This is a genomic window from Streptomyces sp. NPDC028419 (assembly GCF_055565515.1).
Genome location: NZ_JBVHUE010000039.1, coordinates 1 through 15,256, shown reverse-complemented (window position 1 = coordinate 15,256; position 15,256 = coordinate 1). Strand labels below are relative to the sequence as shown.

General features: G+C 72.8%; 14 protein-coding genes. 5 read left to right on the top strand and 9 right to left on the bottom strand.

Annotated elements, in window-relative coordinates; genetic code table 11:
* Nucleotides 1-46 precede the first annotated feature (46 nt).
* From ACZ4UB_RS33530 to msrA, 3 genes are all read left to right on the top strand, one after another.
* On the top strand, nucleotides 47-1,651 hold the full coding sequence (locus ACZ4UB_RS33530; RefSeq protein WP_468076132.1) for a M48 family metalloprotease: 1,605 nt from the start codon (nucleotides 47-49) through the stop codon (nucleotides 1,649-1,651).
* Nucleotides 1,648-2,757: a hypothetical protein gene (locus ACZ4UB_RS33525; protein WP_468076130.1), complete on the top strand. Its 1,110-nt coding sequence runs from the start codon at nucleotides 1,648-1,650 to the stop codon at nucleotides 2,755-2,757. Before ACZ4UB_RS33530 ends, ACZ4UB_RS33525 begins: the two co-directional genes overlap by 4 nt.
* Nucleotides 2,758-2,862: 105 nt before the next feature.
* Complete coding sequence (msrA, locus tag ACZ4UB_RS33520; RefSeq protein ID WP_468076128.1) at nucleotides 2,863-3,537, top strand: peptide-methionine (S)-S-oxide reductase MsrA; 675 nt, start codon at nucleotides 2,863-2,865, stop codon at nucleotides 3,535-3,537.
* A 385-nt stretch (nucleotides 3,538-3,922) separates the two neighbouring features.
* On the opposite strand, the gene ACZ4UB_RS33515 is transcribed toward msrA, so the two are convergent.
* The gene (locus ACZ4UB_RS33515; protein ID WP_468076126.1) at nucleotides 3,923-4,267 is read right to left on the bottom strand and encodes an AQJ64_40280 family protein; all 345 of its coding nucleotides are present in this window, start codon (nucleotides 4,265-4,267) and stop codon (nucleotides 3,923-3,925) included.
* 90 nt (nucleotides 4,268-4,357) lie between these two features.
* Nucleotides 4,358-5,428, bottom strand: coding sequence for an NAD(P)-dependent alcohol dehydrogenase (locus tag ACZ4UB_RS33510; protein WP_467965978.1), 1,071 nt, complete (start codon nucleotides 5,426-5,428; stop codon nucleotides 4,358-4,360).
* Between the two features lie 183 nt (nucleotides 5,429-5,611).
* On the opposite strand from ACZ4UB_RS33510, the gene ACZ4UB_RS33505 reads away from it, so the two are divergent.
* On the top strand, nucleotides 5,612-6,538 hold the full coding sequence (locus ACZ4UB_RS33505) for a helix-turn-helix domain-containing protein (RefSeq protein ID WP_468076124.1): 927 nt from the start codon (nucleotides 5,612-5,614) through the stop codon (nucleotides 6,536-6,538).
* A 7-nt stretch (nucleotides 6,539-6,545) separates the two neighbouring features.
* On the opposite strand, the gene ACZ4UB_RS33500 is transcribed toward ACZ4UB_RS33505, so the two are convergent.
* The 5 genes from ACZ4UB_RS33500 to ACZ4UB_RS33480 form a co-directional block, all read right to left on the bottom strand.
* A complete protein-coding gene (locus ACZ4UB_RS33500; RefSeq protein WP_468076122.1) occupies nucleotides 6,546-7,574 on the bottom strand; it encodes a GNAT family N-acetyltransferase in 1,029 nt (342 codons plus the stop codon).
* 53 nt (nucleotides 7,575-7,627) lie between these two features.
* Entirely contained in the window at nucleotides 7,628-8,305 is a 678-nt protein-coding gene (locus ACZ4UB_RS33495; RefSeq protein WP_468076120.1) for an ABC transporter ATP-binding protein, read from the bottom strand.
* 98 nt (nucleotides 8,306-8,403) lie between these two features.
* Nucleotides 8,404-9,906, bottom strand: coding sequence for an ABC transporter permease (locus ACZ4UB_RS33490; protein WP_468076118.1), 1,503 nt, complete (start codon nucleotides 9,904-9,906; stop codon nucleotides 8,404-8,406).
* A 128-nt stretch (nucleotides 9,907-10,034) separates the two neighbouring features.
* Nucleotides 10,035-11,303 (bottom strand): L,D-transpeptidase, encoded by a 1,269-nt coding sequence (locus tag ACZ4UB_RS33485; protein ID WP_468076116.1) that lies wholly within the window; start codon nucleotides 11,301-11,303, stop codon nucleotides 10,035-10,037.
* Between the two features lie 130 nt (nucleotides 11,304-11,433).
* Nucleotides 11,434-11,775 (bottom strand): hypothetical protein, encoded by a 342-nt coding sequence (locus tag ACZ4UB_RS33480; protein WP_468076114.1) that lies wholly within the window; start codon nucleotides 11,773-11,775, stop codon nucleotides 11,434-11,436.
* 107 nt (nucleotides 11,776-11,882) lie between these two features.
* Between ACZ4UB_RS33480 and ACZ4UB_RS33475 the strand changes: the two genes are divergently transcribed.
* Nucleotides 11,883-12,221, top strand: a complete 339-nt coding sequence (locus ACZ4UB_RS33475; protein ID WP_468076112.1) for a hypothetical protein — start codon at nucleotides 11,883-11,885, stop codon at nucleotides 12,219-12,221.
* A gap of 75 nt (nucleotides 12,222-12,296) precedes the next feature.
* On the opposite strand, the gene hutH is transcribed toward ACZ4UB_RS33475, so the two are convergent.
* Both hutH and ACZ4UB_RS33465 read right to left on the bottom strand, forming a co-directional pair.
* Nucleotides 12,297-13,838 (bottom strand): histidine ammonia-lyase, encoded by a 1,542-nt coding sequence (gene hutH / locus ACZ4UB_RS33470; protein ID WP_354379902.1) that lies wholly within the window; start codon nucleotides 13,836-13,838, stop codon nucleotides 12,297-12,299.
* A gap of 57 nt (nucleotides 13,839-13,895) precedes the next feature.
* A complete protein-coding gene (locus ACZ4UB_RS33465; RefSeq protein WP_354379755.1) occupies nucleotides 13,896-15,005 on the bottom strand; it encodes a GGDEF domain-containing protein in 1,110 nt (369 codons plus the stop codon).
* Between the last annotated feature and the right edge of the window lie 251 nt (nucleotides 15,006-15,256).

Here is a 15,256-nt window from a genome sequence, read left to right as displayed (position 1 = left end):
ACATCACGTGACCCACACGTCACATCCCGTGGGGGGATCCTTCCAAATGGGCGCTTCGCTGCGCGCATTGCGCGCGCTCGTACTCCTGTCCGGCTTCTATCTGCTCGGCTTCGTGCTGCTCGCCGTCCTGGCGGGCATCGACTACGCCGTGATCGCCTCGGGCGGACACGGCCCGGTCGTCGCCAAGCTCGTCATCGTCAGCCTGGTCCTCGCCTTCCCGGTCGTGCGCGGCATGTTCATGCTCCGCACGCCCAAGGCCGAGCCCATGGCGGGCCTGCGCCCCACCGAGCAGCAGGAACCGCACTTGTGGGCCATGGTCCGCGAGCTGGCCGCCGCCGTCGGCACCCGCGCACCGGACGAGATCGTGCTGACCGACGAGGTCAACGCGGCCGTCAGCGAGGACCCCCGGCTGCTCGGCCTGCTGCCCGGCCCGCGCCGCATGTACATCGGCCTGCCGCTGATGACGGGGCTCGACGAGATGCAGCTGCGCGCCGTCCTGGCGCACGAGCTCGGCCACTACAGCAACGCCGACACCCGCTTCACCCCGCTGATCGTGCGCGGCAAGGCCCAGATCGGCCGGACCATCGCGCACTTCCACGAGCGGGCGGACAACACGGTCGCCAAGGAACGCGCCAAGCAGGAGAAGCAGGCCGGCAAGCGGATCGCCAAGGGGAAGAAGGCCAAGGAGGTCAACACCGCCGGTTCGGGCGTCATGTACCGCTCGATGGCCAAGATCTACACCGCCTACGGTTCCTTCTTCATGCGGGCCACCCTCTCCGGCTTCCGCCGCCAGGAGTACGCCGCCGACCTCGCCGCGGCCCGGATCGCCGGCCGCGACGCCTACGCGTCCGCGCTGCGCGAGCTGCCCGCGCTGCTCTCCGCGCACACCTTCTACATGGACTCCTACGCCACCCTCGGCGTCGGCGCGGGCCTGCTGCCCGCCCCCGGCCAGGTCTTCGGCGGCTTCGGCGAGCTGCTGAGCGCCCGCGAGGAGGAGCTGGCGGAGATGCGCGAGGAGCTGCCCGAGCGCCCCGCCTCCCCCTACGACTCGCACCCGCCCATCGCGGACCGGGTGGCCCGGATCGAGGCCCTGCCGGACGACGGCCGCGGCGCCGCCGCCACCCGTCCCGCGCTGGACGTCCTGGTCTCCGCGGGCGGCGCCTTCGCCGCGCTGGAGCACGAGGTCCTCACCTCCGAGGCGCTGGGCCTGCGCCGCGCCGACTGGTCCGACCTGGTGCACGAGAGCATGAGCCTCTACGTCGCCCAGGGCGCCGAGGACATCCGCGCGGCCGTGGCCGCCGAGCGCCCCGGGACCCAGGGCGACCTGGGCGACTTCCTGGACCTGATCGACACCGACCCGGCCGCCCTGTGGCGGGTCGCGGACCGGCTGCCGAAGTCCGAGGAAGCGGCGGCGGCCACCGGTCGCGCCGCCCGCGAGTTCGCCCGCCCGGGGCTGCGGCGCGCGCTGAACCAGCTGGTCACGGTGGAGCTGACGGCCCGCGGCGCGGCCCGCTGGCAGCTGTCGTGGTCGGACTCGGCGTCGTTGGACTACTCCCGCGAAGGCTTCCGGGACGAACTGGACACCGCCCTGGACGCGGCCGTGGCCGACCAGGGCGACACCGCACCACTGCGAAAGCTGGCACAGGCATGATGATCTTCTTCGGCGTGCTGGGGCTCGCCCTGTTGGCCGTCGCCGGCTACGTGCTGCGCGGCGTCTACTACATCCGCAAGGCCAAGCGGCTGACCGCCGAGGTCGAGGCCATCGGCGCCCGCGCGGCGGCCCGCTCCACCGCGCAGGGCTTCCTGCCGGCCGACCGCCTCGACACCGAGCGCTCGGGGCCCGTACCCGCCGAGCACGGCGTCGTCCTGGCCGCCGTCCGCTCCGGCGACTGGCAGGCGGGCGCGGCCTGGGTCGAGGCCGCGGGTCAGGACTGGGAGGAGCGCTACACGCGCGTCTACGTCCTCGGCGAGGAGGCCGCGGAGGACGACGCCTGGCTGCGCGCCTGGCGCGCGGCCCGGCCCGCCGACCCGGCCGCCGCCGCGATCGACGCGGACTCGGCGCTCACCGTCGCCTCGAACGTGCGGGGCGCGCTGCGGGCCAACCAGACCTCGCGGGAGCAGTTCCGCGTCTTCCACGAGCTCCAGCGCAAGGCGCAGGTCCTCGTCGAGGAGGCGCAGGCGCTCGCCGACCCGGCGGACCCCACCCCGTACGTCCTGGAGCAGCCGATCGCGCTGGGCCTCGGCTACTCGAACGAGCGCTACCGCGCGCTCTCCGCGGAGATCACCAAGCGGGACCCGAAGAACCTGTCGGCGCACGTGCGCTCGCTCCAGTACTGGTGCGCCAAGTGGCACGGCTCGCACGAGGAGGCCATGGCCTACGCGCGGGAGGCGGCCGCGCTCGGCGGGCCCGGCGACCTGCTGACCCTGCTGCCGCTGTACGCGTACTTCGAGCAGGAGACGCACGAGGACGACCTCGACCCGGACGTCTACTTCAAGGAGCCGGAGGTCGTGGCCGCCGCGACGGCGGCGCTGGCGGACCTCGCGGCGGCCGCCCCGGACGACCGGCGGGCGCTGCGCCTGCGGCACATGCTGGCGTGGTTCCTGTACTGGCAGGACCGCTACCCGGAGGCGATCGAGCAGTTCCACCACATCGACGGCTACATCGGCACGGCGCCGTGGACCTACTCGGGCGACCCCGCGGCCCGCTACCTGAAGGCGCGCGACTACAGCGTGGGCCAGGTGACGCCGGGCGCCTGAGGGCGCTCGCCCGGGGGCGGGGCGGGTCGGATCCTTCCAGGTGGGGGGAATCCCGGCCCGCCCCGCCCTGTTGTCCCCTGTGCGACCGCCGCCGAGGAGGACCCAGTGTTCAGTTACCGCCGCAGCCCCGAACTCCCCACCCCGGAGGAGGCCCTCAAGGGCCGCCCCACCCCCCAGTTCGACCTTCCGTCGCGCCACACGGTGCTGGGCAACCCGCTGGCCGGTCCCTACCCGGACCACCTGGAGGTCGCGGACTTCGGGCTGGGCTGTTTCTGGGGCGCGGAGCGCATCTTCTGGCAGACCCCGGGCGTGTGGACCACGCTGGTCGGCTACCAGGGCGGCTCCACCCAGAACCCGTCGTACGAGGAGGTCTGCTCGGGCGGCACGGGCCACACGGAGGTCGTCCGCGTCGTCTTCGACCCGGCCGTGCTGCCGTACGAGTCCCTGCTGAAGGTGTTCTGGGAGAACCACGACCCGACCCAGGGCTTCCGCCAGGGCAATGACGTGGGTACCCAGTACCGCTCCGCGGCCTACACCCACTCCCCCGCCCACCAGGCCGTCGCGGAAGCCTCCCGCGACGCCTACCAGCAGGAGCTGACCGCGTCCCGCTACGGCGCGATCACCACGGCCGTCCTCCCGGCCGCGGACCGCCCGTTCTGGCCCGCGGAGCCGTACCACCAGCAGTACCTGGACAAGAACCCCACGGGCTACTGCGGCATCGGCGGCACGGGCGTCTCCTGCCCGATCGGCACGGCGAAGCCGCCGTCGACGAACGCCTGACCCTCACTCCCCGCGGGCGCCCTCAAACGCCGGGCAGGCTAGATGGGACTGGCCCAGCGGCCCACCCCAGCCCCGCCGGCGTTTGAGGCGCGGGCCCGGGCAGAGCCCGAGAGCCCAGCCCAGCCCCTCCCCCACAACCCGCCCCCGGCGGGCGCCCTCAAACGCCGGGCGGGCTAGATGGGGCGGCCCAACCCAGCCCCGCCGGCGTTTGAGGCGCGGGTCCGGGCAGAGCCCGAGAGCCCAGCGCAGCCCCCTCCCCCACAACCCGCCACCGGCGGGCGCCCTCAAACGCCGGGCGGGCTGGAAGGGGCCGGACCAGTGGCCCAACCCAGCCCCGCCGGCGATTGAGGCGCGGGGGCGGGCGGGGGCGCCGCCGCGCGGTGGCTCACAGGAGGCCGAAGGCCGCCTGGAGGGAGGGGGCCACCGTGTGGCCCACGAGGTGGTTGAAGGCCGTGCCCGGAAGGGCGGGGAGGTAGGCCCAGTGGGTGACGCCCTCCGGGTCCGGGCCGACCCCCGTGTAGGGGAAGCGGATCACGGCCCCCCGGTCCACGAAGCAATCACGGTATTCACGGCCGTCCGGCTCGCTCACGTGGTGTGCGAGGAACCTCATCGGCAACACCACCCAGAAGTCCGAACCCGGCCCCCTCGCGTAGCGGCCGGCCACCGCCCCCAACACCCCCGAGCCGGTCTCCGGAAGCTCGTCCAACGCGTCGGTCCACTGCAGTACCACTGTCCATCACATCCTCGACTGCCCCGACTGAATGGGGCATTGAGGACATCCTCCCCCAGCTTCGCGAGGGCCGCCCGTCGATCTACGACGTCAGATCGTCGACGCGTCGATGACGAAGCGGTAGCGCACGTCGCTCGCCTCGACCCGGCCGTACGCCTCGTTGATCTGGTCGGCGCCGATCAGCTCGATCTCCGCGCCCAGGCCGTGCGCCGCGCAGAAGTCCAGCATTTCCTGGGTCTGCGGGATCCCGCCGATCATCGAACCGGCCAGCGTCTTGTTGCCGCCGATGACGGAGAACAGGTTGAGCGAGACCGGCTCCTCGGGGGCGCCGACGTTCACCAGCGCGCCCTCCACCTTCAGCAGGCCGAGGTACGCGCCCAGGTCCAGCGGGGCCGAGACCGTCGAGACGATGAGGTCGAAGGTGCCGGCCAGCTCCGTGAAGGTCGCCGGGTCGTTCGTCGCGTGGAAGTGCGCGGCGCCGAGCTCCAGCCCGTCCGCCTTCTTGCGCAGGGTCTGCGACAGGACGGTCACCTCGGCTCCCAGCGCCGCGGCGATCTTGACGCCCATGTGCCCGAGACCGCCCAGGCCGACGATGGCGACCTTCTTGCCCGGGCCCGCGCCCCAGCGCTTGAGCGGCGAGTAGAGGGTGATGCCCGCGCACAGCAGCGGCGCCGCCACGTCCAGGGCGATGCCGTCCGGGATGCGCAGGGTGTGGCTCTCGGCGACCACGATGTGGGTGGAGTAACCGCCGTAGGTCGGCTCGCCGTCGGTGCCGACCGCGTTGTACGTGCCCGTGGCCCCGCGCTCGCAGAACTGGTCCTGGCCCTGTACGCAGTTCGCGCACTCGCCGCAGGAGTCGACGAAGCAGCCGACGCCCACCCGGTCGCCGACGGCGAACTTCGTCACGCCGGCGCCGGTCGCGGTCACGATGCCCGCGATCTCGTGGCCCGGGACCATCGGGAAGATTCCCTCGCCCCAGCCGTCGCGGGCCTGGTGGATGTCCGAGTGACAGATCCCGGAGTACTTGATCTCGATGAGGACGTCGTGTTCGCCGACCGGGCGGCGCGGCACGGTGGTGCGCTCCAGCGGGGCCTTCGGCGAGGGGGCCGCGTAGGCGGCGACCCGGGTGGGGGCGGACACGGCAGCGGTGGGGTGCGACACGGGAAGGGCTCCTTGGACGGGGAACAGCGGAGGATCGGAAAGCGGAAAGCGTTACCGCAGAAACGATGCCTCTCATCCGGCCGCGCACCCAGACCCCTGTCGGAGCTAGGACTGGCGAACCTACCCCTGGCGGGGTCAGGCTCCCGGCCTCCCCCCTCCCCCCGACCCGGGGATACTGGAGGGATGGACCAGGCCGACGACCAGCGACCCGACCGGCGGAGCGACCTGCGCACCGAGCTCGGCGAGTTCCTGCGCTCCCGCCGCGCGAGGCTGCGCCCGGAGGACGTGGGCCTGCCCGATTACGGACGCCACCGCCGCGTCCCGGGGCTGCGCCGCGAGGAGCTGGCCCAGCTGGCCGGGGTCTCCGTGGCCTACTACACGCGGCTGGAGCAGGGCCAGGGCCAGAACGTGTCGGCGGAGGTCCTCGACGCCCTCGCCCGCGCCCTGCGCCTGGACGACACCCAGTACACGCACCTGACGCACCTGGCCCGGCCCAAGGCGCGCAAGCGCCGCCAGAGCCAGAGCCACCGCCCCGAGAAGGTCCGGCCGGAGCTGCTGCAGCTGCTGGACGCGCTGGACGGCGTACCGGCCTACATCCTCGGCCGGCGCCAGGACGTCGTGGGCTGGAACAGGATGGCGGCGGCCGTCTTCGGGGACTTCGGCGCGCTGCCGCCCCAGGAACGGAACCTGGTGCGGATGGTCTTCCTCGACCCGGCGACCGCGCGGCTGTACGACGCGTGGGACTGCCGGGCCTGCGAGGTGGTCAGCAACCTGCGGCTGTATGCGGGCCAGTACCCCGACGACCCGCAGCTGTCCGCGCTCGTCGGCGAACTCTCCGTGAAGAACGCCGAGTTCCGGCAGCTGTGGGCGGAGCACACCGTGCACGACAAGTCGCACGGCACGAAGGAGCTGAGCCACCCGGTCGTGGGGCCGCTCACCCTCTCCTTCGAGACCTTGACCTTCCCGGACAATCCGGTGCAGTCGCTGGTCACCTACCACGCGGAGCCGGGATCGGCCTCGGCGGACGCGCTGCGCCTGCTCGGCTCCTGGGCCGCGCCCGCGCCGTCGTCGTCCCCCTCCTCGCCCGCGTCCCCCTCCGCCACGGCGTGAGCCGGAACTAGAGCTTGAGCTGGAACAGGGCCACGTCGCGCTCGCGGCGGTAGCCCAGGGCCTCGTTCACGGCGACCATCGGCCCGTTCTCGTCCGCGACGGTCGTCGCGATCTCCCGCACCCCGGGGTACGCCGCCGCCACGTCCGCCAGCATCCGCTGCTTGACCAGCCGCCCGAGGCCCCGGCCCCGGTGGGTGGGGACGACGACCGTGTCGTACTGCATGGCCCGGGTGTCCGCCGGATCGGCGAGCACCACCTCCGTGTAGGCCGCCATCTCGCCGGACCCGGTCAGCGCGGCCACCGAGAGGATCACCCCGCCCCGGTCCACGACCAGCCGCTGCGCCTGGCGCACCCGCTCCCCGGTCCAGGTCGGCGCCCGCTCGTCCAACTCCCCCATCGGCGCGTCCTCCATCGCGCCGTGCGCGACGGCCGAGGCCTCGGCCCAGGCGTCCGGGGTCTCACCGCTCCAACTCACCAGCCGGTAGCCCGAGTCGCCCTCGGTGACCGCGACCGGCTCGGCGGGAACCCGCTGCACGTGCCAGCCCATCGGCAGGACGTTCTCGAAGCCGATCCGCGCCGCGAGCTCGGCCGCCGGCGTGCCCGGTTCGACGCTGGAGGCCACCGACGTGCGCTCCTGCGCGAGGAGTTCGGCGCGCACCACCTCCCACAGGGCCCGCCCGAGACCCCGGCCGCGGGCGGACGGGCGGACCGCGAGCACGTCCAGGTACGCGCCGTGGGTGTTGCCCTCGTCGGTGAACAGCAAGAGCGCCGCGGCCCCGTCGAGCCCGCCGTCCGCGCCGCGGACCGCCCACTGCACGGAGCGCCCCCGGATCGACGGGACCCGCAGCCGTCCGGCGACCTCCACCGGGCCGGGCGCGGGTACTCCGGGCAGGTCGGCGGCGTACACGGCGCCCAACAGATCGACCCAGCCGGCGACTTCGTCATCGGTCGGCGGTGCGGCGAGGGTGAAGACGACGGGGGCGGCGGAGGCGGCCGGCGCGGGTTCGTGGCCGGGTGCGTGCAGGGGTTCGGTCATGCGGCGACCGTAGCTCCGGCCCGCGATCGGCCGCCAAGGCTTTTCCGCCGCGCTCAGACGTTTTCCGTCACCGTGACCCGGCCCCGCCGGATCGTCGCCAGCCGCGGCGCCCGCTTCGCGAGCGCGCTGTCGTGGGTGACCATGACGAAGGTCAGGCCGTGTTCCTTCCAGAGCCCCTCCAGCAGGTCCATCACCTCGTCCCGGGTGGACTCGTCGAGGTTGCCGGTCGGCTCGTCGGCGAGCAGCACCTTCGGCTTCTTCACCAGGGCCCGGGCGATGGCGACGCGCTGCTGCTGGCCGCCGGAGAGCTCGCCGGGCAGGTGGCCCGCGCGCTCGGCCAGGCCGACCGAATCCAGCGCCTCGGCCGCCCGTTCGCGCCGGTCCTTCGCCTTGAGGCCGAGCGGGACGAGCGCCGTCTCGACGTTCTCCTGCGCGGTGAGGGTGGGGATGAGGTTGAAGGACTGGAAGACGAAGCCGATGTTCTGCGCCCGGACCGTCGTCAGCCGGGCCTCCGACAGGGTCGCCAGGTCCTGGCCGTCCAGCACGACGGAGCCGGCGGTGGGCCGGTCGAGGCCGCCGAGCATCTGGAGCAGCGTGGACTTCCCGCCTCCGGTGGGGCCCTGGATGACGAGCCTGCCGCCGTCCTCGATGGTCAGGTCGACCCCGGCGAGCGCGGCGACGGTGTCCTTGCCGCGCCGGTAGTTCTTGGTGACACCGGTGAGTTGGTACATCGTGCGTGGGTTCCTCTCGTACGTTCGGCAGTGCGCGGGGCCGGTCGTCGACCGGGAGGTCGGGCGGGCCGTGCAGGGGCAGGGCCCGCCCGACCGGCCTACTCGACGCGGCGCAGGGCGTCCGCCGGGCGCAGCCGGGACGCGCGCCAGCCGCCGAAGCCGCCCGCGATCAGGCCGCCCGCCACCGCGAGGGTGACGGCGAGGCCGATGGTGGACAGGGAGACGGGCGCGGTGAGCGCGACGTCCAGGGCCTTGGCCGCGGTGCGGCGGGCGCCGCCGAATCCGCCGCCGCCGCCGAAGCCGCCCGCCCGGCCGCCGCGCGCACCGCCGCCACCGCCGCCGCCGAGCTGCGCGGTGAGGGTGGGGCTGATGGCCGTGATCAGGTAGGCGGCGCCGAGCCCGAGCCCGATGCCGAGGGCGCCGCCGATGAGGCCGTTGACCACGGCTTCGCCGGCGACCTGGCCGGTGACGCGGCTGCTCTTCCAGCCGAGCGCCTTCAGGGTGCCGAATTCGCGCACCCGGCGGCTGACGGCCGAGGAGGTGAGCAGGCCGGCGACGAGGAAGGCCGCGGCGAGGACCGTGTAGGAGAGCCAGGTGCCGACGGTCGAGGCGAGCGAGGAGGCCGTGGAGAGCGAGCCCGAGACGGTGTCGGCGAGGTCCGCGGAGGTGGTGACGGTGGTGTCGGGGACGTTCGCCTGGATGGCCGTCTTGACCGAGTCGATCGCCTGGGAGTCCTTGGCCTGGACGTAGACCGTGGTGATCTTGTCCGGCGATTCGGCGAGGGTCTGGGCCTGCCTCAGCGGGACGTAGAGGTTGGCGGCCGCGTCACCGCTGTCGGCCGTCGCGATGCCGATGACCTTGAACGTGGCGGTCTTGACGGTGACGTCGGAGCCGACGGCCAGCTTGTTCTTCGTGGCGTAGGCGCTGTCGACCACGGCCACGGCCGCATTGGTCTCGGCGGCCTGGAAGGTGCGCCCGGAGGTGAGCTTGGAGGTGGTCAGCGGACCCAGCTCCGGCTTGGTGACGTCGGTGCCGTAGACGGTGAAGGAGTTGACGTCGAAGTCGGCGCCGCCGCCCTGGACGGAGCCGCCCGCGCCGCCGGCACCCTGGCCTCCCGCGCTGCGACCGCCCTGCGCGCCGCCCTGGCCGGCGCCCTCGGTGCGCTTGAACTCACCGCGCCGGAACTGCCCGTTGACCTTCATCACCTGGAGGCTGAGGCCGCCGACGGCGTCGGCGACCCCGCGCTGGCCGGAGACCTCGGCGACGGTGGTCGCGTCCAGGGTCTGGAAGCCCTGGGGCATCACGATGTCGTGGCTCTGCTCGGCACCGGCGGCGCCGTCGGCGCCGTCCTTGGCGTCGAACTTGAAGCGCTGGCGCTGCGGCGCGCCCCCCTCGCCCGGCGGGGTCTGTGCCTTGGTGACGGTCATGTCGGTGCCGAGGCCGTAGAGGGACTGGAGGACCTTGGCCTGCGCCTGCCCCATGCCCGCGGACACGGAGGTCACGACGATGACGAGGGCGATGCCCAGCGCGAGCCCGGAGGCGACGACGAGCGCCGCCTTCCTGCGGCGGCGCAGCTCGCGCCGGAGGTAGGTGAAGAACATGGGGGCGAAGCTAGGCACGGGCCGTGATGGCTGGATAAGTGGCGGATAAGAGTCGGATGAGAACGCGAACGGCGGGGGAGCCCCTGGGGCTCCCCCGCCGTTCGCGGTGTCCGGTTCAGCCGGCCGGCTCAGACGGCCGATCCGGCCTTCCAGTCCGCCCAGCTGAGGTTCCAGCCGTTCAGGCCGTTGTCCGGCTTGATCGTCTTGTCCGGGGAGTTGACCACGTTCACGACGTCGCCGACGAGCGAGTTGTCGAAGAACCACGCACCGGGCTGGTCCGGGTCGTTGGCACCCTTGGCGTCGTTCAGGCCGACACAGCCGTGGCTGGTGTTGGCGCTGCCGAAGATGGAGTCGTCGCCCCAGTAGTTGCCGTGGATGAAGGTGCCGGAGGTGGACAGCCGCATCGCGTGCGGGACGTCCTTGATGTCGTACTCGCCCTTGCCGTCGCCGTCCTTGAAGCCGACGGTGGCACCGTCCATCCGGGTCTCCTTGAACTTCTCGGAGATCACCATCTGGCCGTTGTACGTCGGGTTCGCCGGGGAGCCGGCGGAGATCGGGATGGTCTTGATGACCTGTCCGTCGCGCGTGACGGTCATCTTCTTCGTCTTCACGTCGACGGTCGAGACCTGGCTGCGGCCGATCTGGAAGGTCGCGGTGCGGTCCTGCACGCCGACGACGCCGGGGGCGCCCTGGACCCCGTCCAGCTTCATCTTCATCGTGATGGTGGAGTTGGCGGTCCAGTACTGGTCCGGACGGAAGTCCAGGCGCTGGTCGCCGAACCAGTGGCCGACGACTTCCTGGCCGCTGCTGGAGGTGACGTTGATGGCGGCCTGGACGGCCTTCTTGTCCTTGATCGGCTTGTTGAAGTCGATGGAGACCGGCATGCCCACGCCGACCTTCGCGCCTTCCTCCGGCGTGAACGAGCCGATGAAGCTGTTCTCGGGCGAGACCGTGGTGAAGGAGGCGTTCTCGTGCGCCTCCTTGCCCGCGGTGTCCTTCGCGGACGCGGCCAGCGAGTACTTCTGGGAGCGCTTGAGCGCGCCCTCGGGCTTCCAGCTCTTGCCGTCGGCGGCTATCTTGCCCTCGACCGCGGCGCCCTCGGAGGTCTTCAGCTCCACCTTGGTGAGCGTTCCCTCGGTCACCGTCACGGTGGCGTTGTTCAGACCGACGTTGGTGGCGCCGTCCTTGGGCGCGATGACTATTCGCGCCTTGGACGTGTCCTTCGCGGCCGCCGCGTCCACGTCCGCCTGGGACTTGCTGGTCTTGTCGCCGTTGCCGGCGGCCTTGTCGTCCCCGCCGCCGCACGCCGAGAGCACCAGTACCCCACCGAGCACCGCCGCTGCGGCCGCGAGGCCCCGCCTGCGCCGCTTGCTGTCCGTCCTCACACGCCACTCCATCGTTGCCGGATCACCGAGCATCAGCAGGGCAGGGAGGCAAGCCCCCCTGCCAGAAACCCTGCCTCATCCATACAACGCGTTAACGTGCCGGTCCGGTTCCACATCCGTTCGAATGTGGGCCACCGCACGGTCAGGCGTTGTCGTCCTCTTCGTCGAATACCCCATCTTCCTCGTCGATGTCCCACTCCATCGACTCGGGGTCGTATTCGACCGGCTCGGTGCTCCAGGAAGCCTGCGCCAGCTCGACCCCGGGGATCTCCGCGACCAGGTCGGTGGGGTCGATGAGGTACGCCAGGGCCTCCGACGCGTCCTCGCGCACCGCCGACTCCGCGTGCCCGCGCTCCTCGTCGGGCATGAACTCGTCGGCCTTGATGTGCGCGAGGGCGGCTCCGGTGAGAGCCTCCGGATCCGGAACCTCCAGCACCAAATCAACCCGAAGCCGTACGTACCGTGATTCTTCAGAAGCATTCATACGACGGAGGGTAAGGCTCAAGAACCCCCGAGTTTCCCACGACCCGCCCCTTTAACTAGCATCTGCCCACACGGCCAATTCGCTGCTGCCACAAGGGGGATCGAACTGTGTCCGCACGTCGACCGCTGCTCACCGCCCTCGGGGCGACCACCCTGCTCGGCGCCCTCTGGTTCGTCCCCAACGCGGGCGCCACCTCCGCCACCCCCTCCGACGCCGCCCCGGGCACCCCCGCGAACGCGAACGCGCAGGCCGGCGAGGGTCTGCCGGACGAGGACGAGGCCGCGGCTTCCGCTTCCCGGTCCGCGCCCGAGGCCCGGCCCCAGCTCCTGCTCGCGGACACCGGCAGCGTGGACACCGGCCCCTACCTGATCGGCGGCACGCTCTGCCTCGCCGCCGGAGCCGGCTTCGTCGCCTTCTCGGTGCGCCGGGCCCGCACGGAGGACTAGGGCGTCTTACGCCGAAGGGCCGCCCCGAGGGGCGGCCCTTGACGTACGACGGTCAGGTCGGGTCGGTCAGGTCACTCAGGCGAGGGGGCCGGTGACCGGTTCCACGGCTTCCAGGAGAGCACCCGAACGGATGAACGCGTCCGCGGCCGCCAGGTCGGGCGCGAGGAAACGATCCGGCCCGGGACCCTCGACGCCGGCCGCCCGCGCGGCGGCGATCGCGGCCCGGCTGGCCGGGGCCGGGGTCAGCCCGTGGCGCAGCTCGATGGCGCGGGTGGCGGCGTACAGCTCGATGGCGATGATCCGGTTCAGGTTCTCGATCGAGGTGCGCAGCTTGCGGGCGGCGGACCAGCCCATGGAGACGTGGTCCTCCTGCATCGCGGAGGACGGGATCGAGTCGGCGGAGGCCGGTACGGCGAGCCGCTTCATCTCGCTGACCAGGGCGGCCTGCGTGTACTGGGCGATCATCAGGCCGGAGTCGACGCCGGCGTCGTCCGCGAGGAAGGGCGGCAGCCCGTGCGAGCGGTTCTTGTCGAGCAGCCGGTCGGTGCGGCGCTCGGCGATCGAGCCGAGGTCGGCGGCGACGATGGCGAGGAAGTCCAGCACGTAGGCGACGGGCGCGCCGTGGAAGTTGCCGTTGGACTCCACGCGCCCGTCCGGCAGGACGACCGGGTTGTCGACGGCGGCGGCCAGCTCGCGCGAGGCGACCAGGGCGGCGTGCGTGATCGTGTCCCGGCCCGCGCCCGCGACCTGCGGGGCGCAGCGCACGGAGTACGCGTCCTGCACGCGCGGCGCCGACTCCTCCTGGAAGTGCCCGGTGAGCCCGGAGCCCTTCAGCACGGCGGCCATGTTCGCGGCGGAGGCGCCCTGCCCGGGGTGCGGGCGGATGGCGTGCAGCTCGGGCTGGAGCACCTTCTCCGTGCCGAGCAGCGCCTCCAGGGTGAGGGCGGCGGTGATGTCGGCCGAGGTGTAGAGCTTGTTCAGGTCGGCGATGGCCATGACCAGCATGCCGAGCATGCCGTCGGTGCCGTTGAGGAGGGCCAGGCCCTCCTTCTCGCGCAGCTCTACGGGCGTGATCCCGGCCTCGGCGAGCAGCTCGCCGGCGGGGCGCACGACGCCGTCGGGACCTTCCGCGTCACCTTCGCCCATCAGGGTGAGCGCGCAGTGCGAGAGCGGGGCGAGGTCGCCGGAGCAGCCGAGGGAGCCGTACTCGTGGACGACCGGGGTGATCCCGGCGTTCAGGACGTCGGCCATGGTCTGGGCGACCTCGGGACGGACCCCGGTGTGCCCGGAGGCGACGGTCTTCAGGCGCAGGAACATCAGGGCGCGGACCACCTCGCGCTCGACGCGCGGGCCCATGCCCGCGGCGTGCGAGCGGACGATGTTGCGCTGGAGCTGGGCGCGCAGCTCGGGGCTGATGTGCCGGGAGGCGAGCGCGCCGAAGCCCGTGGACACCCCGTAGACGGGCTCGGGCTTGGCGGCGAGGGCGTCCACGATGGCGCGGGCACGCGCGAGGGCGTCGACCGCCTCGGCGGACAGCTCGACGCGAGCGCCCTGGCGGGCGACGGCGATGACGTCCTCGGCGGTGGTCCCGGACGTCCCCATCACGACAGTGTGCATATCCATATTCAGCACCCTACGGACTGAATCCCAACATGTCACTAGGTCGCGGCGCGGTCACCTGCCGCGGAAGCGGCGGCGCTCGCCCGAACCGGCCGGCGGGGTGTCGGCGAGCCGCATCACGGCCGTGTCCCGACCGGCGACCACCGGCTTGGGCAGCCGGGCCGCCTTGGCCTTGTACTGCGCCGCGTCCGCCAGCCGGAACAGGCGCCGCGAGGACTTCACCGGGCCGATGTCGTCCCCGGTCGAGGCGACCCCGCAGGCCACCCCTTCCCCCAGCTCCAGCTCGGCGGCCCGCAGGCACAGCTCCTCGGTGACCCGGACCACCTCGTCGGCCGTCGGGCCCACGCTCACCAGGCAGAACTCGTCCCCGCCGAGGCGCGCCACCAGCGCCCCGGGCAGCATCGCCCCGCACAGGCTCAGCACCGACCCGAAGCGTTCCAGCAGCCGGTCGCCCATGGCGTGACCCAGGGTGTCGTTGACCCGCTTGAGGCCGTTGAGGTCGCAGACCACCAGGCTGACCACGGCGCCCTTGCCGCGGTGCTCCTCCAGCGCCTCGTCGAGGCGCATGTCGACGGCCCGGCGGTTGGCCAGGCCGGTCAGGGGGTCCGTGAAGGCGAGTGCGCGGGCCTCTTCGAGGCGTTCGTTCTGGGCGAGGCCGGCGGCCACCACGGCGGCGAGCACGGTCGCGAACTCGGCGTCGTCCTCGTCGAAGTCCGGGAGCCCCTCGTCGCGGGCGATGTACAGCTCGCCCCAGGCGCGGCCGCTGAGCACGATGGGCGCGACGACGCAGGTGCCGCGGCCGCGGCGGCGCAGCGCCTCGCCGCGGCGGCCGGGGCGGTCGCCGACGGCGCTCTCGACCCAGGCGTGCGGGCCGGCGCCGCCGACCCAGCGCTCGTGCAGGAACTCGGTGATCTCGGGGAAGTCGTGCACGGGGTAGGACTCGTCGGCGGGGAACTCCTCCTCGCCGTCGCGGAGCTCGCCCTCGTTCACGAGGACGCGCAGGCGGCCGCGCTCGCGCTCCCACGCGGAGATGGCGGCGAAGGAGCCGTCCATCGCGACCCGTGCGCCCCGGGCCGCCGCGCGCACGCTGTCGCGCGGTGCGTGCGCGGCCGCCATGGCTTGCGCGAGTCCCACCACGGCCCGCAGTCGCGCGTCAACTCCCATCACCCCAGATTATGCACTTCTGCCCCTTTTCGTACCCCACCGCACCCGGCCGCCCCGCCTCGCGCTCGAGGCGCAGGCCCTCGAAGCGCAGGCTCCGAAACCCAGCCTCGCCGGCGTTTGAGGCACGGGCCCCGAAACCCAGCCTCGCCGGCGCTCGAGGCACGGGCCCCGAAACCCAGCCTCGCCGGCGCTCGAGGCACGGGCCCCGAAACCCAGCCTCGCCGGCGCTCGAAGCACGGGCCCCGAAACCC